The organism is Blastococcus sp. TBT05-19 (assembly GCF_003319095.1).
GTDB lineage: Bacteria > Actinomycetota > Actinomycetes > Mycobacteriales > Geodermatophilaceae > Blastococcus.
On sequence record NZ_QOHI01000004.1, the window covers coordinates 451684 to 469443 of the forward strand.

Below are 17760 nucleotides of genomic sequence, written 5' to 3' on the forward strand. Positions count from 1 at the left end.
CGTGGCAGCCCGGACGACGCGCCGGCTCCCTCCTCCGGGCGACAGGCGGCACCGCTCAGGTCTCGACGCCCGCCTCGGGCTCGGTCGGCGCCAGCGCGCCGTTCTGGATCGCGTCGTAGACGAACTGCAGGACGTCGGAGCCCGCGACGGTGGTCATCGTGAGGGCGGCGAGCCGGGTGGCCCGGGGTGCGCTCACGTAGCCGAACACGAACGCCGTCCCCACCCACTGGGCCAGGCAGAACGGGCAGGTGAGCAGCTCGCCCACCGCGTGCTTCACCCCGCCGTGCTCGCGCACCTCCTCGGCGACCTCGGCGTGACCCGAGGGTCCCTCGAACTTCACGAACGGCGCCCGGACCGGTGCGGTCACCGGGTCCTTGGCGATCCGCCGGGCCAGCCGGAAGGTCGCGATGGTCAGCAGGGCGGCGTCGCCGAGCGGGATCCGCTCCGGCAGCTCGCGGCCCGAGGCGCGCACCGCGGCCGCCCCGCCGGCCACCAGGCCCACGTACACGCCCATGGCGCCGAGGTCGGCGCCCAGCGGGCGGGCCTCGCCCTGGGTGTACTCGCGCTTCTGGGTCCGTGCCCACCTGCGGAGGGGTGTCCCGACCCGCTGCTGCACCTGGTCTGCGATCGCCATGCCTCCCCCGCTACCCGCCGGAGGCACGCCCATGCCGCCGGGCCGGCGACGTGCGGCGGGGCACACCGGCGCATGCCCTCCCGGCACCCGGGTAGGGCGGAGGTCAGACGCCGGTCCACCGACCGGCTCCGGCGTCCGCGAGGACGCCACGACGGACACCGCGCAGAACGCGCAGAGACGGAGGCACCGCATGACGCAGCCCGAGGGCCAGACCGCGCGCGACGTCTTCCCCGAGGACGAGGGCATCCCGGAGACCGCCCAGGACGACTCGCCCACCATGCAGACCGCCGAGGACCCCCAGTTCGAGGCGCTCCCCGGCGAGCGGGCCGGGGCCAGCGCGGACTTCGGCACCACCGCCTTCGAGCAGTCCGAGGGCGAGTCGCTGAGCGGCCGCCTGGACCGCGAGGTCCCCGACGGCGCCCTCGACGTGCGCCCGGCCGAGGACCCGGACCGCGCCGACGCGCAGCTGGAGCAGGACACGTCCACGACGCCGGTCAGCGACTCCGGCACCAACCGCACCGCCGACGACGTCGAGGCCACCGCGGACCTGCCCGTCGGCGGCGAGGGCCCCGAGGAGCGCGCGGTGCACGTCACCGACGGCTGACCGACCGCCGGCTCCTCCCGCCGACCCGCTCCCCGAACACCCCCGAGGGTGTGTCCCGGGGGGCGGGTTGGCGTGCGCGCGGCAGGTTGTCTACGTTGGGTCAGCGGTTCAGCAGGTAGCCGCGCCGTGCCGGACGCTGGTCCGGCGCGTCACACGTTCGATCACCGGCGCACCGGGGGCCTCCTGGCCCCCAGCGCGCACAGCGGTAGATTGTCCGGGCGGCCCGCCGCCCGGTGCCGCCGAGAGGAGCCATTGTCCGTGACCACTTCCGACTTGCCTGCCGAGGGGCAGCCCGACGTGTCGAGCGAGGGCACCGAGGCACCCTTCGACGACGTGATCACGCTCTCGACCTCCACCGGTGAGGACGGCGCTGTCACGGTCACGGTCGTCGGCGAGGTGGACACCTTCACCGCCCCGGTGCTGCGTTCGACGCTGGACAGCCAGCTCGAGCAGTCGCCGCGCGAACTGGTGATCGACCTGTCGGGCGTCCAGTTCCTGGGTTCGGCCGGCCTGGCCGTGCTGGTGGAGACGCAGAAGTCCGCCCGCAGCCGCGAGGTGGCGCTGAGCCTGATCGCCACGACCCGAGCCGTGACCCGCCCGCTCGAGGTCACCGGCCTGATCGACCTCTTCACGATCGCCGACAGCCCCGCCCGCTGAGGAAGGACCACCCTTTCCCCCCGCGCCTCGCAGGCTCGGCGCGGGCCCCTGAAGGGTGGCCGTTCCAGCACGTCACGAAGGCCCCGCCGGTCATCCGGCGGGGCCTTCGTCGTCCGTTCAGGCCGACAGGAGCTGGCAGACCGCCTGCTCGAGCACCTTCTGGGTGTCCCGGTCGGCGTCGGCCTCGTCGGCCTCGCGCAGGGCGTGCGCCACCGTCTCGCCGTGCTCGTACCGGTCGACCACCCGCGGGTCCACGTAGCTCGCCTTGCAGACCGCGGGCGTGTTCCCCAGCTGCTCGCTCACCTGCTTGTACGCCGCGGTCACGACCTTCTTCCGGGCCGTCTTGGACGTCGGCGGCGGCGCCTCGGCCAGCGCTGCGGCCATCAGCACGGTCGCCGTCCAGGTGCGGAAGTCCTTGGCCGAGATCTCCGCGCCGCTGATCTCCTTGAGGTAGGCGTTGATCTCCGTGCTGGTGACGTCCCGCCACTCGCCGTCGTCGGTCTGGTAGGCCAGCAGGTCCTCCCCCGCGTCGGCCGGCCGCTCCAGCAGCTGCCGCACGACGGTGGCGGTCGGCCGGTCGGTGACCTCCACCTCCCGCTCGATGCCGCCCTTCGCGACGTAGGAGTAGAACGTCCGCTCGCCGCGCACCGACACGTGCGAGCGCTTGAGCGTCGCCAGCCCGAAGGTGCCGTTCTCCTCCTCGTACTGCTCGCTGCCCACCCGGAACGCCCCCAGGTCGAGCAGCCGGATGGCGGTCGCCAGGACCCGGTCGCGGTTGAGGCCGCGGGTGCGCAGCCCGGCCTTCACGGCGTCCCGCACGTCCGGGAGCTGGCGGGCGATCTCCAGCACCCGCTCGTGCTTCGCCGCGTCCCGCTTGATGCGCCACTGGTCGTGGTAGCGGTACTGGCGGCGGCCGGCGACGTCGAGCCCGGTGGCCTGGATGTGGCCGTTGGGCCAGGGGCAGATCCAGACGTCCTTCCAGGCCGGCGGGATCGCCAGTCCGCGGACGCGGTCGAGCGTGTCGTCGTCCTTGAGGAGCGCGCCGTCGGTGTCGTAGTAGGCGAAGCCGCGTCCGGCGCGCCGCCGCCGGAGGCCCGGGCCGTGCACGTCGCTCCGCCGCAGTCTCACGGGCGGTCCATGTGCACCGGAGGCGTTCCGCAAACGCCGGTCCCCCGTCGGCGCCGGGTCAGCGGAGGTCCACCAGCCCGGCGAGCCCGCTGATCTCCAGCACGTGCCGGGTCACCCCGCCCTCGGGCGCGTGCACGGCGAGGCGCCAGCCCTCGTCGCGGGCGATCCGGGCGACGGCCAGCACCACCCGCACCGCCGCGCTGCTGAACAGGGTCACGCCGGCGAGGTCGAGCTCCATGGGAGCGGCACCGCCGTGGCTGGCCTCCAGCATGCGGATCCGCAGCTGCTCGGCGCAGAGGGCGTCCACGGGGCCGCGCGCCCGGACCACCGGCCGCTCCCCCTCGCGGTCGACCACCACGTCGACGTTCTCGGCGGTGCGCGGCTGGTCCAGGTCCGCGTCCGGAGTCTGGCGCAACCGGAAGCTCAGGGTGACCGTCGTGCCGTGGTCCTCGACGAGGGTCACGCTGTCGACGAGCTGGCGCATGATCAGCAGGCCCCGGCCGCGGTCCCCGGGGTCGCGGTCCGGTGGGCGCCAGGTGCCCTCGTCGCGGATGGCGATGGTGAGCACACCGTCGATGTCGACCGCCGCCGTCACCGACATCGGACCGGGCTCGGTGCCCCGGTAGGCGTGCTCGGCGGCGTTGGCGCACGCCTCGCCGGCGGCGACCATGATCCCGACCCGGTCCTGCTCCCCGACGCCCAGCTCGGTCAGCCAGGCGCTGAGCCGCCGGCGGATCCCGGGAACCGCCTGGGGCACGGCGGTCAGGTCGAGCCGCAGCGTCTGCTGGGTGGCCGCCCGGCGGTGCACCACCAGGACGGCGACGTCGTCGAGCCAGCCGTGCGGGCGTCGCACCCCCTCCGCGATCTCGCGAGCCAGGCCTGCCGCGGCCTCGGCGTCCAGCTCGCCGGACCGTTCCAGCACCTCGCGGGACACCTCGCCGAGGCGGTCGAGGGCCTCGGCGGGGAGCCCGTCGTCGCCGGCGACGACGCCGTTGGAGAACAGCACCAGGGTGGCGCCGTGGGCCAGCACGTGCTCGTGCACCGGCGAGGGCGCCCCGGGCAGGCTGCCCAGCGGCGGCCGCGGCGTGACGGGCAGCCAGTCGATCTCCCCCGCAGGGCCCACGACCAGCGGAGCGGGGTGCCCGGCGGCGCTGTAGGCCAGCCGGCCGGTGTCGACGTCCAGGACGCCCTAGAAGACCGACGTGCCCTCGACGTCGTCCATGTCGGCGGCGAACGCGTCCAGGGTGGCGAGGACCGCGCCGGGGTGGTGCTCGCGGAGCAGCGTGGAGCGCAGCGCGCCGCGGAGCCGGCTCATCGCCCCGGCGGCGGCGACCCCGTGCCCGACGGCGTCGCCGACCACGAGGGCCAGCCGCCCCTTGCCGAGGGGCACCGCGTCGTACCAGTCCCCGCCGGCGGCCGCCGCCTCGGTGGCCCGGTGGTAGCTGCCCGACAGACGCAGGTCCGGCAGCATGGGCAGGGACGGCGGGAGCAGCGACCGCTGCGCCTGGTGCAGGTCGTCGCCGGCGTCCCCGACGACCGGTTCCAGCACCAGGATCGCCGCGGGCTCCCCGTCGACCGCGAGCGGCCGCGCGGTCGCGGCCGTCTCCGGCCCGTCCGCGCCCAGCGGCCCGATCACCGTCTCGGCGCGGCCGCTGCGCAGGGCCGCCTGGACCGCGTCGGTCACCGGTCGGCCGGCGACCTCCGGGAGGCCGTCGTGCCCTCCGGGCAGCTCGCGCGCCCGGGCGTTGCGCCACAGGGGTTCGGGAGAGTCGGCGCGCAGGAAGAAGATCGCCTGCGGCGCCGCCTCCAGGGCAGCGACGAGCACGGCGGAACCCTCGTCCCAGGGGCCGTCGGAAGCGGGTGGCAGACTGCCGGAACTGGCGCTCATCTCCGGCCAGGGAACAGCAGGGTGGGAGGCGCGGCAACCGCGCCCCGGGGCTTGTCGCCCCGTGGGGACGACCACGTTTCCCGAGACTGCTCCCGGGGGTAACCAGCCCCCTTGTGCAGTGACCCGGAGGACGGTCCGCCCCACCGGGGTCGGGCTCCCGGACAGGATGGACCGCCGCGGCTCGAAGGCCGAGCGCGCCGGGAACGAAGGAGCGGACGACGAATGGTCGACTCGAGGGGCCCCCTCGCGCAGGACGCGCGGCGCCCGGAACGGCTGGAGCTGCGCGTGCCCACCACCGCGACCCAGCTGCCCGCCGTCCGGGCGATGGCCGGTGACCTGGCGATGCGCATGGACTACGACCTGGACGCCGTCGAGGACCTGCGCCTCGCCGTCGACGAGGCCTGCGCGACGCTCAGCACCATCGTCGAGGGCGACGCCCCGCTGACCGTCGTCTTCGAGACCACGCGGGCCGGGCTGCACATCGACGCCTGGGTCCCCACCGCCGACGGCACCGAGGTGCCCACCGACGGCTTCGGCTGGGCGGTGCTGGCTGCGCTGGTCGACGCCGTCGAGGGCCGCCGGTCGACCCAGGCCGAGGTGCCCGCGGGCAACGGCGGCTCGGAGCCGGTCGCGATCATCTCCATGGACAAGTTCCTGCCCGGTCAGCAGCCGGCCGGGGTGGGCAGCGACCAGAACCTCTCGGTGGCCCGGTGACCCCCTCGGCAGCCCCCGACTCCGTCGAGGAGCCGCTGGACGCCCGGCCGGGCGAGGACGACGAGCCGGCGCCCCCGCCGGCCGTGAGCACGTCCGACGACGCCGCGGAGCCGGCGGCCGAGGTACCCGTCGTCGAGCCGGCCGTGGAGCCCGAGGCCGTCCCGATGTCGGAGAACCGGAAGCGGGCCGAGCGGACCGCACCGCTGTTCGCCGAGCTGGCGTCGCTCGACAAGGAGGACCCGCGCCGGGAGCGGCTGCGCGAAGTCCTGGTCGAGGAGCACCTGCCCCTCGTCCGGCACTTCGCCCGCCGGTTCAGCAACCGCGGCGAGCCCTTCGACGACCTGCTGCAGGTCGGCACGCTCGGGCTGATCGCCGCCATCGACCGGTTCGACCCGACCCGTGGCGTGGAGTTCCTCTCCTTCGCGGTGCCGACGATCACCGGTGAGATCAAGCGGCACTTCCGCGACCAGGGCTGGTCGGTGCGGGTCCCGCGCCGGCTGCAGGAGCTGCACCTGTCGCTGAACTCGGCCGTGGGCGAGCTGGCCCAGAAGAACGGCCGTGCCCCGACGCCCAGCGAGCTGGCCGAGCACCTGGGCATCCCGCGCGCGGAGGTGCTCGAGGGGCTCGCCGTGGCCAACGCCTACCGGAGCAGCTCGCTCGACGAGCGGCTCTCCGGCGAGGACGACTCCCCCACCCTGGCGGCGACGCTGGGCGAGGAGGACGCGGCGCTGGAGGGCGTGGAGTACCGCGAGTCCCTGCAGCCGCTGCTGGCCACCATCCCGGCCCGCGAGCGCCGCATCCTGATCCTGCGGTTCTTCGGCAACATGACCCAGTCGCAGATCGCCGCGGACATCGGCATCTCGCAGATGCACGTCTCCCGGCTGCTCAGCCAGACGCTGGCCAAGCTCCGCGAAGGTCTCCTCAAGGACTAGACACTTCGGGCCGGCACCCCTGGGGGTGCCGGCCCGTCGTGCGTCGGGGGTCAGCGAGGCGGCGCCTCGCCCTGGTCGGGCACGTCGAACTGCTCGCGGACGGCGGGGTCGGCGGCCGGGCCGCTGGCCCGCACGTCGGCGGTCACCTCCGACAGCGGCGGCGGCGTCGGCACCGCCGGAGCGCTGTCGGTGATGCTCGACAGCTCGATCTTCGCCTCGGGCTGGTCGGCCGCGCGGGGCAGCTGCGACTCGAACCAGCTGCTGGTGTCCAGCCCGGGCTTCGCGCCGCCGCCGCCGTCGCCGCCCTCGGAGGACGGCGCGACGTCCATCCACGACTTGCCCCCGGCGGCGCCGCCGAGGTTGGCCAGGCCGTCGAGCGCCTTGCTGAACTCGCTCGGGACGATCCACATCTTGTTGGCGTCGCCCTGCGCGATCTGCGGCAGCGTCTGCAGGTACTGGTAGGCCAGCAGCCCCTGGTCGGGCTTGCCGTCGTGGATGGCCTGGAAGACCGTCTCGATCGACTTGGCCTGGCCCTGCGCCTGCAGGTACAGCGCTGCCCGCTCACCCTCGGCGCGCAGGATCCGGCTCTGCCGCTCCGCCTCGGCCTCCAGGATGGCCGCCTGCTTGCGGCCCTCGGCGGAGAGGATGGCCGAGGCCTTCTCTCCTTCGGCGGACGTGATCGCCGCCTGGCGGTGCCCCTCGGCGGTGAGGATCACCGCGCGCTTGTCGCGGTCGGCGCGCATCTGCTTCTCCATCGAGTCCTGGATGGAGTGCGGCGGGTCGATCGCCTTGATCTCGACGCGGGCCACCCGCAGCCCCCACGGACCGGTCGTGCCGTCGAGGACCTCGCGGAGCTGGCTGTTGATGCCGTCGCGACCGGTGAGCGCACCCTCGAGGTTCAGCCCGCCCACGACGTTGCGCAGCGTGGTGGTGGTCAGCTGCTCCATGCCGGTGATGTAGTTCGCGATGCCGTAGACGGCCAGCCGCGGGTCGGTCACCTGGAAGTAGACGACGGTGTCGATGCCGACCTGCAGGTTGTCGGCGGTGATGACCGGCTGCGGCGGGAACGAGACGACCTGCTCACGCAGGTCGATCGTCGCCCGCACCCGGTCGACGAACGGCACCAGGATCGACAGCCCGGGCGACAGCGTCCGGCTGTACCGGCCCAGCCGCTCGATGACCTTCGCCTGGGCCTGCGGCACGATCGTCACGCTCTTGGCGAGCACGACGATGACGAGCAGGGCGATCACGAGCAGTGCGATGAGCGCCGGTTCCACGGCAGGCTCCCTTCATCGGGGGTCGGTGCAGATCCTGCCCGGTCCGGTCCGCCGGGTCAGCACCCCGGCGTGTTCTTCACTCCAGCGCGTCGCCGACGACGGCCGTCGCGCCGTCGACCTGGAGGATCCGCACGGTGTCGCCGACGGGGAAGGTCTCGCCGCTGGACTGGCTGCGGGCGGTCCACTCGTCGGCGCCGAGCGCGATGCGCCCGCCGGAGTGGTCGACGTCCCGGGTGACCCGCGCGGTCTTGCCGATGAGCGTCTCGATGCCGTCGAGCTGCAGCGGGGTCCGGTTCTCCAGGTGGCGCCTGGCCAGAGGGCGGACGCCGCCGAGCAGCAGTCCGGACACGACGACGAAGGCCAGCACCTGCAGCACCGCTCCCCCGCCGGCGAGGGCGACGACCAGACCGCCCAGTGCGCCACCGGCGAGCATGAGCAGCACGAGGTCGAGCGTGAGGACCTCGCCGACGGCGAGCGCGACGGCACCGATCAGCCAGATCACCCAGGCAGCCATGGCCGGAGTCTGGCAGACGGGTGGTCGTGATCTCATCTCCCGCGCCCCACCTGGGGGAACGCCGACGGCCGGCCCCAGGGCCCGGGAGGCGACCGTAGCCTCGCTGCCGTGCACGACTTCCCCGCCGGACGGCTCGCCCTGTGGACGACCGCCTGGCTGACCGGCCGCGTCTCCTTCGACGAGACCCTGGACGGCGTCGCCGGCGACCAGGCCCACCGGGTGAGCGGCCTGCCCGGCACCGAGGGCGCCGTCCCGCTCGGCGAGGCGCTGAGCGCACTGCGGGGGCTCGGCGAGCGACGTGTGCGCCTGGTGCTGCCGGCGCCGGGCGACGTGCGGGGGCTGCCCGCCGTGCCCGGGCTGGCACCGGCCGCGCTGGAGGTCGGTCAGGCCGCCGTCGGCGACCGGGTCGTCCTGGTGCCGGCACACCTGGGCAACGACGTCGTCGACTGGACGGCGTACGTCCTGGACGGGGTCGCGCCGCCCCCGCCGCCGGTCGAGGGCACGCTGCGGGCCGCCTCGGGCGCGTTGGACCTGGCGGTCACCGACTCCGCCCGCACGCTGGCCGAGCTGGGCCTCGCCCGCTGGCACCCCGAGGTGCCGACGCTGCTCGCCGGCCTCGCGCGGCCCCTGCCCGGCACGGGTGTGCCGCACGACCACGACCCGCTGGCGCTGTCGATCCTCGGCCGCGCCCTCCGGCTGGCCGCCGTCCTGGACCTGGCGGCCACCGACGCACCCGGTGCCGCGGTCAACCACGCCCAGGCCGCCCGCCGCGACGCCGCGCTCCGGCCGTTGTCCACCGCGGTCCGGGAGGCGGTGACGGCGGCCTACAACGCCGTCCCCCGCTGACCCCGGTCATGCATGACCATGCATGACCGTGCATACTTGTGCTCGTGTCCAAGGTGCTCACGTCCCTCCCCGTCGGCGAACGCGTCGGCATCGCTTTCTCCGGTGGTCTCGACACGTCGGTCGCGGTCGCGTGGATGCGCGACAAGGGGGCGGTCCCCTGCACCTACACCGCGGACATCGGCCAGTACGACGAGCCCGACATCGACTCGGTCCCCGGCCGCGCCTCCGCGTACGGCGCCGAGCTCGCCCGTCTGGTCGACTGCCGGGCGGCGCTGGTCGAGGAGGGCCTGGCCGCGCTGACCTGCGGCGCCTTCCACATCCGCTCCGGCGGGCGCAGCTACTTCAACACCACGCCGCTGGGTCGCGCCGTCACCGGCACGCTGCTGGTGCGCGCGATGCTCGAGGACGACGTCCAGATCTGGGGCGACGGCTCCACCTACAAGGGCAACGACATCGAGCGGTTCTACCGCTACGGCCTGCTGGCCAACCCGGCGCTGCGGATCTACAAGCCCTGGCTGGACGCCGACTTCGTCACCGAGCTCGGCGGCCGCAAGGAGATGTCGGAGTGGCTGGTGGCCCACGGGCTGCCCTACCGGGACAGCGCCGAGAAGGCCTACTCCACCGACGCCAACATCTGGGGCGCCACGCACGAGGCCAAGACCCTCGAGCACCTGGACACCGGCATCGAGACCGTCGACCCGATCATGGGCGTGAAGTTCTGGGATCCCTCGGTCGAGATCGCCACCGAGGACGTGACGATCGGCTTCGCGCAGGGCCGGCCGGTCACCATCGACGGCAAGGAGTTCGCCTCCGCCGTCGACCTGGTGAGCGAGGCCAACGCCATCGGCGGCCGGCACGGGCTGGGCATGTCCGACCAGATCGAGAACCGGATCATCGAGGCCAAGAGCCGCGGCATCTACGAGGCCCCGGGGATGGCGCTGCTGCACATCGCCTACGAGCGGCTGGTCAACGCGATCCACAACGAGGACACCCTCGCCACCTACCACTCCGAGGGTCGCCGGCTGGGCCGGCTCATGTACGAGGGCCGCTGGCTGGACCCCCAGGCGCTCATGCTGAGGGAGTCGCTGCAGCGCTGGGTCGGCATGGCGGTCACCGGCGAGGTGACGCTGCGGCTGCGCCGCGGCGAGGACTACTCGCTGCTCGACACCACCGGCCCGTCGTTCAGCTACCACCCCGACAAGCTGTCGATGGAGCGGACGTCGGACTCGGCGTTCGGTCCGGTCGACCGGATCGGCCAGCTGACGATGCGCAACCTCGACATCGCCGACTCGCGGGCCCGGCTGGAGCAGTACGCGCGGATCGGCATGGTCGGCGGATCGGTCACCCACGCGGCGATCGGTGCGGCCCAGGCGGCCTCGACCGGTCTGATCGACGCCTCCGTGCAGGGCGGCGCGGAGACCATCGCCTCGCGCGGTGAGGTCTCCGAGCACGACGAGCTCCTCGACCGCGCCGCGATGGAGGCCGGCACCGACTGACGGGGCGACGGATCGGCCCACCACGGGGCCGGGCGGGGCTAGCGTTCCGCCATGACCGGGCCGATGACGATGAACCGGGTGATCCACGCCGCCGTGCGTCGGGACCTGCTCCGCCTCTCGACGGCGCTCAGCGACTGGCAGGACGGCGACTGCGCCCGCGGGGTGGAGCTCGAGCGCGCGTTCGCCAACCTGCACGCCGAGCTGCACCACCACCACGAGGGCGAGGACACCCACATCTGGCCGATGCTCGCCTCGGTCGGCGTCGACCCGCTGCTGCTCGCCGAGATGGAGTCCGAGCACGCGGCGATGGCCGAGGCGCTGGCCGCGACGTCCACCGCGCTCGGCACGCTGGCCGGCACCGGATCGGCCGCGGACGCCGCCGCGGCGCGGGCCAGCGTCGGCCGAACCCGCCAGGTGGTCGAGCGGCACCTCCGGCACGAGGAGGAGGAGCTCGAACCGCAGCTGGCGCCGCACCACGGCTCACCCGAGTGGAAGGCCGTGGAGAAGAATCTGCGCAGCCGCTCACCGGGCGACGCCGGGCGCTTCTTCGCCTGGCTGACCGACGGCATCCCGCGCCGGGAGCTCACCTTCCTGCGGTCCGCCGTCCCGCCGCCGGTGATCTTCGTGCTCGCCCGCGTGCTGGGCCGGCGCTACACGCGCGACATCGCGCCCCTCTGGGGGGCGTCCACCTCGCGGCGCTGACCGGGGTCAGGCGGCGGGGCGGGGCGGGCGCGGCGGGGTGAAGCAGCAGGACGCCGGGCAGTTGGTGCCCAGCCGCGGCTCTCCCCCGGCGCGGCGCTCGGTGAGCAGCCCGACCAGCGACCGGACGAACTCCGGGTGCGTGCCGGCCGTCGCGGCCCGGGCGAACGCCAGGCCGAGCTCCTCCGCCGTCTCCTTCGCCTCGTTGTCGAGGTCCCAGATGACCTCGAGGTGGTCGCTGACGAAGCCCACCGGGAAGAGGACGACGGCCTTCTCCCCGGCCTCGGCCAGCGCCTTGAGGTGGCAGTTGACGTCGGGCTCCAGCCACGGCACCGACGGCGGCCCGGAGCGGCTCTGCCACACCAGGTCGAACTCACGCCCCGGGGCGGCCAGCGCGACGACCTGCCGGGCGGTCTCGGTCAGCTCGGCCTCGTAGGCGTGCCCCTGCGGACCGGCGACGGCGGCCATCGTGTCCGGGATGCTGTGCGCGGTCGCCACGAGACGGGCACCGTCGCGCACGTCCTCGGGGAGCTCGGCCAGCGCGGCGGCGAGCGCGTCGGCGTTGGCCCGCACGAAGCCGTCGGCGTCGAAGTAGTGCGGCAGCTTCTCGGCCGTCGGGCCGCCGGGGGTGTCCGGGCTCCCGGTCATCGCGGCGCGGGCCCGGGCGATGTCCTCGTGGTACTGCCGGCAGCCGGAGAACGAGGCGTACGCCGACGTCGCCAGGACGTAGGCGTGCTGGATGCCGTCGTCGGCCATCTGCTGCCAGACGTCCTCCACGTAGGGCGCCCAGTTGCGGTTGCCCCAGTAGACCGGCAGGTCGACGCCGGCCGCCTTCAGCTCGCCCTCGAGCGCGGCGAGCAGCGCCTTGTTCTGGTCGTTGATCGGGCTCACGCCGTCGAAGTGGTGGTAGTGCTCGGCCACCTCCTCCAGCCGCTCGCGCGGGATGCCGCGGCCTCGGGTGACGTTCTCCAGGAACGGCATGACGTCGTCGTGGCCCTCGGGGCCACCGAACGACAGCAGCAGCAGCGCCTCGCGGCGGCCCGCGGGAGCCGGGGCGGACGACGGCTCGGCACCGCCGTTGTTGCGGACGGCGAGCGAGGGGTCCTGGTCGGGTCGCTGATCGGCAGGGGTGATGTCGACGATGGCGCGGGGCACGTGTGTTCTTCCTGTTGCTGGGTGGCGCTGGATGCACTCACACGCCGACGGCGTGGCTCTATGACCCTTCACACGCCTACGGCGTGGAAGCCCCCGTCGACGTGGACGATCTCGCCGGTGGTGGCCGGGAACCAGTCTGACAAGAGGGCGACGACGGCCTTGCCCGCGGGCTCGGTGTCGGTGACCGACCAGCCGAGCGGGGCGCGACCCTCCCACGCCTCCTCGAACTGCTTGCTGCCGGGGATCGACTTCATGGCCATGCTGCGGAGCGGGCCCGCGGCGACGATGTTGGAGCGCACGCCCTCGGGGCCGAGCTCGCGGGCCACGTAGCGGGAGGTCGACTCCAGCGCCGCCTTCGCCGCGCCCATCCAGCCGTACACCGGCCAGGCGACCGTGGCGTCGAAGGTCAGGCCGACGACCGAGGAGGGGTTGGCGAGCAGCGGGCGGCAGGCCTGGGTCAGCGAGGCGTAGGACCAGGCCGACACCTGGAACGCCGTCGCCGCGTGCTCCCAGGCGACCTCGGGGAACCCCTCCCCCATCGCCTCCTGCGGGGCGAAGCCGATCGAGTGGACGACGCCGTCGAGCGAGTCGAAGCCCTGCTCGCGCAGCCGGTCGGCCAGCGCCGACAGGTGCTCGGTGTTCGTGACGTCGAGCTCGACGACCGGCGCCTCCTGCGGCAGCCGCTTGGCGATCCGCTGGCACAGCGACAGCGCGCGGCCGAAGTTCGACAGGACGACGGTGGCGCCCTGCTCCTGCGCCAGCCGGGCGGTGGCGAAGGCGATCGACGCCTCGGTCAGCACCCCCGTGACCAGGATCTTCTTGCCCTCGAGGATGCCCATCAGTGCCCCATTCCCAGTCCGCCGTCGACCGGGACGACCGCCCCGGTGATGTAGCCCGCCGCGTCGCCGGCCAGGAAGCGCACGACGCCGGCGATCTCGTCGGCGTCGGCGTACCGGCCCAGCGGCACCTGCCCGAGGATCTCCTTCTGCCGGGCCTCGGGCAGCTCCGCGGTCATGTCCGTGGTCACGAAGCCGGGCGCCACCACGTTCGCGGTGATGTTCCGGCTGCCGAGCTCGCGGGCGATCGAGCGGGCGAGGCCGACCAGCCCCGACTTCGACGCCGCGTAGTTGGTCTGGCCGGCCGAGCCGAGCAGGCCCACGACCGACGACACGAAGATCATCCGCCCGGCCCGGGCGCGCACCATCTTCGGCGTCGCGCGCTTGGCGACCCGGTAGGCGGCGGTGAGGTTGGCGTCGAGGACGTCGGTGAAGTCGTCCTCCTTCATCCGCATCAGCAGCCCGTCCCGGGTGATGCCGGCGTTGCTCACGAGCACCTCGACCGGGCCCTGGTGCGCCTCGACCTCGCTGAACGCGCGGTCGACGTCCTCGCTGCTGGTGACGTCGCACTGCACGCCGAACAGCCCGTCGGGTGCCCCGCTGCCGCGGTGGGTGACGGTGACGGCGTCGCCCTGCTCGGCGAACGAGCGGGCGATGGCCAGCCCGATCCCCCGGTTCCCGCCGGTCACCAGCACCGATCTGCTCACGTGCCACTCCCCTGCCGCCGCCCGATTCCTCCCGAACCTAGCCCCTGGGCGCGGGTCCCACCGGCTACCGGCGAGTACGTGATCACCGCCTCACGCGGGAGGCCAGCGGCGCCTACATGGAGACGTGGACGTAGAGCCTGGCGTGGGCGTCGCCGCGGGAGAGGTCACGCAGCTCGCGGAGCATCCCCAGCAGGTCGGCCGGGTCCACGTGCTCGAGCTCCTCGGTGCGGCTCCACGCCTGGGCCGCTCCGGTGAGCCGGGCGTCGTCGGCGGACCCGACGGCCTCCCGCAGCGCATCGCTCACCGTCATGACCATCACGTCGCCGGTCGGTGTCGAGGCCACGTCGGCGCCGTGCCGCGGGTCCTCCAGCACGGTGTCGTAGTCGACGCCGGTCAGCAGCTCGGTGAGCGTCCCGAGAGCGACCACGGGGTCGGCCACCCGGCTGGCGAAGGCCGGGTAGCCGGGGCCGAGCTCCGTGACGATCGGCTCCTTGCGGAAGAAGCCGGTCCTGCGGTGGCCGGTGACCTCCGGCCACCCGAGCGGACCGCCCGGACGGTTCAGCGCCTCGGCGGCAGCCGCGTCGTCGTCGGCGCGGAAGAAGACGTAGTCGACACCCACGCGAGCGATCGTGGCAGGACGCGCCAGTCCCGGCCCACGCCCCCTGTCAGAGGAGGCGACCGCAGGTGGGCCAGGCCCGCGGCCCCTGCTTGGCCAGCACCTTCTCCGCGGTGGCGATCTGCTCCTCCTTCGTGGCCAGGTCGGCACGCGGGGCGTAGGACTCCCCGCCGAACGACGACCAGGTGGTCGGGCTGAACTGCAGCCCGCCGTAGTAGCCGTTGCCGGTGTTGATGCTCCAGTTGCCGCCGGACTCGCACTCGGCGACGGCGTCCCAGTCGTTGCCCGCCGTGGGCACGGGCACGGGCACCGGCACCGGCACCGGGGAGCCGCCCGACGGGGCGGGCCGCGGCACCACCGGCGGCGGGGCGACGGGCGGCGGCGCGACCGGGGGCGCTGCCGCGCGCTGGGCCTGGAGGGTGACCAGCGTCGCCCGGGCCTGGTCCAGCTGCGCCTGCAACGCGCCCTGCTGGGCCTGCAGCGCGGCCACCTGCTCGCCCGCGCGGGTGCGGACCGCCTCTGCCGACGTCACCGCTGCCTGCGCGGCCTCCCGCGAGCGACCCGCCTCGGCGACGGCGGCCTGCACGGCGGTCTCGGTCTGCACGGCGCGCTCGCGGGCCACCGAGACCGTGGACAGCACCTCGGTCCGTCCGGCACCGACGACGTCGAGGAGAGCCGCCCGCTCGACCGCCTGCGCCGGGCTGCCCGAGGTGATCAGGCTGGTGAGGACCGGCGAGGTGGTGCCGGACATGTAGCTCATCCGCGCGAAGGAGGCGACGGCGTCCTGCGCGGCGGTCAGCTCGGCCTGGGCCCGCTCGGCCGCGACCCGGGCGGCCAGGGCCTCGGCGTCGGCCCGGTCGTAGGCCTGCTGCTGGGCATCGAGCTCGGCGCGGGCGCGGGCGGCCTCGGCGTTCGCCCGGTCGACGGCGGCCTGCGCGGCGCCCTGCTGGGCGAGCAGCTGCCCCACCTCGGCGACCGCGGCCCGGGCCGCCTGTTCCGCAGCGGTCACCTCGGCGTCGGACGGCGCTGCCGAGGCGGCTCCCTGGACGGTCGCCAGGCCGAGGGCCGCCGCGACGAGGACCCCGCCGCACCGGCCTGCCCAGCGACTGCGCCCGACCGGCACCGATCCCAGCGGAACGCGCACAGGGTCTCCTCGTCGTCGTCCGATCACCCGTCCCGACCAGGGTGCCCAGGGCCGGTGGGGTCGACGCCCCGACACGCGAGGCGGCCGCCCCGCGGCGCCGGATCGTTACGAGTGGTCCCGGCGGCGCCGCAGCCAGCCGCCGCCGTACAAGGCCCAGAGCACGAGCAGCGGCTGGAAGAACAGCCGCACCAGGCGCTTGGTGTCGGTGTCCAGACCGAAGGCGTCGGTGCCCTCGACGTACTGCGCGATGTTGCCCGGGAAGATCACCACGAAGAACGCCGCCAGCAGGCCGCCGACGAGGCGCTTCCGCCGCGGCAGCGCGAGGAACGCCGCGCCGAGCGCGATCTCGGCGACGCCGGAGCCCAGCACCGTGAGGTCCTCGTCCAGCGGGAACCACGAGGGCACCTGCGCCTGGAACTCCTGGCGCTGGACCGTCAGGTGCAGGACGCCGGCCCCCACCATGGCCGCGCCGAGCACGAGTCGTGCCGCGGTGCGGGCGGCCGTGGCCACGGTCAGCTCCTCCGGGCCCGGGAGGCCTCGGCGAGCTCGGCGAGCATCGCCTCGGTCGTCGGCAGGTCGACGCAGGCGTCGGTGACGCTGCGGCCGTACTCCAGCGACCCGGGGTCCTTCTGGTCGAGGTCCTGCCGGCCCGCCACCAGGTTGCTCTCCACCATCACGCCGCGGATGGCGCTCTGGCCGCCGGCGATCTGCCCGGCGAGGTCGTGGACGACCTCGATCTGGCGCAGGTGGTTCTTCTGGCTGTTGCCGTGCGAGGCGTCGACGACCACGACCTGCGGGAGCCCGCGCTCGGCGAGCCGCTGCCGCAGGTCCGCGATGTGCTCGGCGGAGTAGTTGGGGCCGTCCTTCGCGCCGCGCAGGATGACGTGGCCGGTGTCGTTGCCCGTCGTCGACAGCTGGGCGGAGATGCCGTGGGCGTCGACCCCGAGGAACTCGTGCGGCGAGCGCGCCGTGACCACGGCCTGGATGGCGGTGTCCACGCTGCCCTCCGGCGAGTTCTTGAACCCGACGACCGAGGAGAAGCCCGACACCCGCTCGCGGGCGGTCTGGTCGGTGACGTTGCGAGCGCCGACGCCGTTGTAGGTGACCAGCCCGTTGACGTACTGCGGCGTGAGGGCGTTCAGCGGCTCGGCGGCCACCGGCACCCCGAGGTCGGTGATCGCGCACATGAGCATCCGCGTGGCGACCAGCCCGACGCTGATCCGGCTGGACCCGTCGAGGAACGGGTCGTAGGCGAACCCCTTCCAGTCCACCTCGGTGCGCGGCTTCTCGGTGTAGGTCCGCATGAGGATCTCGAGATCGGCGCCGTGCCGCTCGCGCATCCGCGCGATGAAGCCGGCGTACTCCAGCGCGGCGTCGGCGTCGTGGATCGAGCAGGGACCGGCGATGACGGCCAGGCGGTCGTCCGCACCGGTGACGATGCCGGTCATGGCCCGGCGGGCGGCCCGCGTCGTCGCCACGGAGGTCTGCGACAGCGGGACGACGGCGGCGACCGCGGCCGGGGTGACGACGACGCTCAGGCCGGTGATCCGGGCGTTGACCAGGTCGCCCAGATCCGCGGCGTCGTCCGGGGTGACACCCAGCTGCTGCGCGATGCCGGGCAGCAGCTCGGCGAGCGCGGCGTCGATCTGCCCGTTCACCCGGGTCTGGGCGTCCAGCAGCAGGTCGGCCACCCGGGTCGCGGCGTCCAGGATCGGCACGGTGTCCTCCTCCGTCATCACCCGCTCGTCACCGAGCCGGCGTCGTCCTCGGGGAACAGCGAAGCAGACGTCGGTCGGTGCCTCCCTAGGCTGGCCGGGTCAGCGCCCTACCGGATGGAGCCCCATGCCCGTCGTCTCCCGCCTCTCGACGACTCCCGTCAAGGGCACCGCTCTCCACTCGCCGTCGACCGTCGA

General features: G+C 74.1%; 19 protein-coding genes and 1 pseudogene. 7 read left to right on the forward strand and 13 right to left on the reverse strand.

What is annotated here, in order from left to right; all coding sequences use genetic code 11:
* Positions 1 to 55: 55 nt before the first annotated feature.
* Positions 56 to 634, reverse strand: coding sequence for a DUF1360 domain-containing protein (locus tag DQ244_RS13555; RefSeq protein WP_113811989.1), 579 nt, complete (start codon positions 632 to 634; stop codon positions 56 to 58).
* Positions 635 to 824: 190 nt separating this feature from the next.
* Here DQ244_RS13555 and DQ244_RS13560 point away from each other — a divergent pair, with 190 nt between their 5' ends.
* Positions 825 to 1238 (forward strand): hypothetical protein, encoded by a 414-nt coding sequence (locus DQ244_RS13560; RefSeq protein ID WP_113811990.1) that lies wholly within the window; start codon positions 825 to 827, stop codon positions 1236 to 1238.
* A 258-nt stretch (positions 1239 to 1496) separates the two neighbouring features.
* Positions 1497 to 1895: an STAS domain-containing protein gene (locus tag DQ244_RS13565; protein ID WP_113811991.1), complete on the forward strand. Its 399-nt coding sequence runs from the start codon at positions 1497 to 1499 to the stop codon at positions 1893 to 1895.
* Between the two features lie 117 nt (positions 1896 to 2012).
* Here DQ244_RS13565 and DQ244_RS13570 read toward each other — a convergent pair whose 3' ends face one another.
* From DQ244_RS13570 to DQ244_RS20280, 3 genes and pseudogenes are all read right to left on the reverse strand, one after another.
* Positions 2013 to 3023 carry a DNA topoisomerase IB gene (locus DQ244_RS13570; protein WP_233491379.1) on the reverse strand — a complete coding sequence of 337 codons (1011 nt, stop codon included), beginning with the start codon at positions 3021 to 3023 and terminating at the stop codon, positions 2013 to 2015.
* 58 nt (positions 3024 to 3081) lie between these two features.
* Positions 3082 to 3834, reverse strand: coding sequence for an ATP-binding protein (locus tag DQ244_RS20090; protein WP_369832115.1), 753 nt, complete (start codon positions 3832 to 3834; stop codon positions 3082 to 3084).
* Positions 3835 to 4911: pseudogene (locus DQ244_RS20280) on the reverse strand (PP2C family protein-serine/threonine phosphatase); the annotation flags it as partial.
* Between the two features lie 222 nt (positions 4912 to 5133).
* Between DQ244_RS20280 and DQ244_RS13580 the strand changes: the two are divergent.
* Together DQ244_RS13580 and DQ244_RS13585 are read left to right on the forward strand one after the other, a co-directional pair.
* Positions 5134 to 5625 (forward strand): ATP-binding protein, encoded by a 492-nt coding sequence (locus tag DQ244_RS13580; protein ID WP_113811993.1) that lies wholly within the window; start codon positions 5134 to 5136, stop codon positions 5623 to 5625.
* On the forward strand, positions 5622 to 6557 hold the full coding sequence (locus DQ244_RS13585; protein ID WP_113811994.1) for an RNA polymerase sigma factor SigF: 936 nt from the start codon (positions 5622 to 5624) through the stop codon (positions 6555 to 6557). Before DQ244_RS13580 ends, DQ244_RS13585 begins: the two co-directional genes overlap by 4 nt.
* A gap of 50 nt (positions 6558 to 6607) precedes the next feature.
* On the opposite strand, the gene DQ244_RS13590 is transcribed toward DQ244_RS13585, so the two are convergent.
* Together DQ244_RS13590 and DQ244_RS13595 are read right to left on the reverse strand one after the other, a co-directional pair.
* Positions 6608 to 7834, reverse strand: a complete 1227-nt coding sequence (locus DQ244_RS13590) for an SPFH domain-containing protein (RefSeq protein WP_113811995.1) — start codon at positions 7832 to 7834, stop codon at positions 6608 to 6610.
* Between the two features lie 76 nt (positions 7835 to 7910).
* The gene (locus DQ244_RS13595; RefSeq protein ID WP_113811996.1) at positions 7911 to 8348 is read right to left on the reverse strand and encodes an NfeD family protein; all 438 of its coding nucleotides are present in this window, start codon (positions 8346 to 8348) and stop codon (positions 7911 to 7913) included.
* A gap of 108 nt (positions 8349 to 8456) precedes the next feature.
* Between DQ244_RS13595 and DQ244_RS13600 the strand changes: the two genes are divergently transcribed.
* The 3 genes from DQ244_RS13600 to DQ244_RS13610 are packed head-to-tail and all read left to right on the forward strand — an operon-like array spanning position 8457 to position 11392.
* On the forward strand, positions 8457 to 9194 hold the full coding sequence (locus DQ244_RS13600) for a hypothetical protein (RefSeq protein WP_113811997.1): 738 nt from the start codon (positions 8457 to 8459) through the stop codon (positions 9192 to 9194).
* Between the two features lie 44 nt (positions 9195 to 9238).
* On the forward strand, positions 9239 to 10690 hold the full coding sequence (gene argG, locus DQ244_RS13605) for an argininosuccinate synthase (protein WP_113812052.1): 1452 nt from the start codon (positions 9239 to 9241) through the stop codon (positions 10688 to 10690).
* A 51-nt stretch (positions 10691 to 10741) separates the two neighbouring features.
* Positions 10742 to 11392: a hemerythrin domain-containing protein gene (locus DQ244_RS13610; protein ID WP_113811998.1), complete on the forward strand. Its 651-nt coding sequence runs from the start codon at positions 10742 to 10744 to the stop codon at positions 11390 to 11392.
* A gap of 6 nt (positions 11393 to 11398) precedes the next feature.
* Here the strand turns inward: DQ244_RS13610 and DQ244_RS13615 are convergent, their stop codons facing one another.
* The 7 genes from DQ244_RS13615 to DQ244_RS13645 all read right to left on the reverse strand — a co-directional run bounded on the left by DQ244_RS13615 (position 11399) and on the right by DQ244_RS13645 (position 17583).
* Positions 11399 to 12544, reverse strand: a complete 1146-nt coding sequence (locus DQ244_RS13615; RefSeq protein ID WP_113811999.1) for a ferrochelatase — start codon at positions 12542 to 12544, stop codon at positions 11399 to 11401.
* A gap of 68 nt (positions 12545 to 12612) precedes the next feature.
* Positions 12613 to 13383, reverse strand: coding sequence for an enoyl-ACP reductase FabI (gene fabI / locus DQ244_RS13620; protein WP_113812000.1), 771 nt, complete (start codon positions 13381 to 13383; stop codon positions 12613 to 12615).
* A complete protein-coding gene (gene fabG / locus DQ244_RS13625) occupies positions 13383 to 14087 on the reverse strand; it encodes a beta-ketoacyl-ACP reductase (RefSeq protein WP_113812001.1) in 705 nt (234 codons plus the stop codon). The genes fabI and fabG overlap by 1 nt, the downstream gene beginning before the upstream one ends.
* A gap of 112 nt (positions 14088 to 14199) precedes the next feature.
* Entirely contained in the window at positions 14200 to 14706 is a 507-nt protein-coding gene (locus DQ244_RS13630) for a hypothetical protein (protein WP_113812002.1), read from the reverse strand.
* Positions 14707 to 14752: 46 nt separating this feature from the next.
* Positions 14753 to 15847, reverse strand: coding sequence for a transglycosylase family protein (locus DQ244_RS20170; RefSeq protein ID WP_304557346.1), 1095 nt, complete (start codon positions 15845 to 15847; stop codon positions 14753 to 14755).
* 105 nt (positions 15848 to 15952) lie between these two features.
* The gene (locus DQ244_RS13640; protein WP_199580382.1) at positions 15953 to 16357 is read right to left on the reverse strand and encodes a hypothetical protein; all 405 of its coding nucleotides are present in this window, start codon (positions 16355 to 16357) and stop codon (positions 15953 to 15955) included.
* Between the two features lie 2 nt (positions 16358 to 16359).
* Complete coding sequence (locus DQ244_RS13645; RefSeq protein ID WP_113812003.1) at positions 16360 to 17583, reverse strand: 3-deoxy-7-phosphoheptulonate synthase; 1224 nt, start codon at positions 17581 to 17583, stop codon at positions 16360 to 16362.
* Positions 17584 to 17760 lie beyond the last annotated feature (177 nt).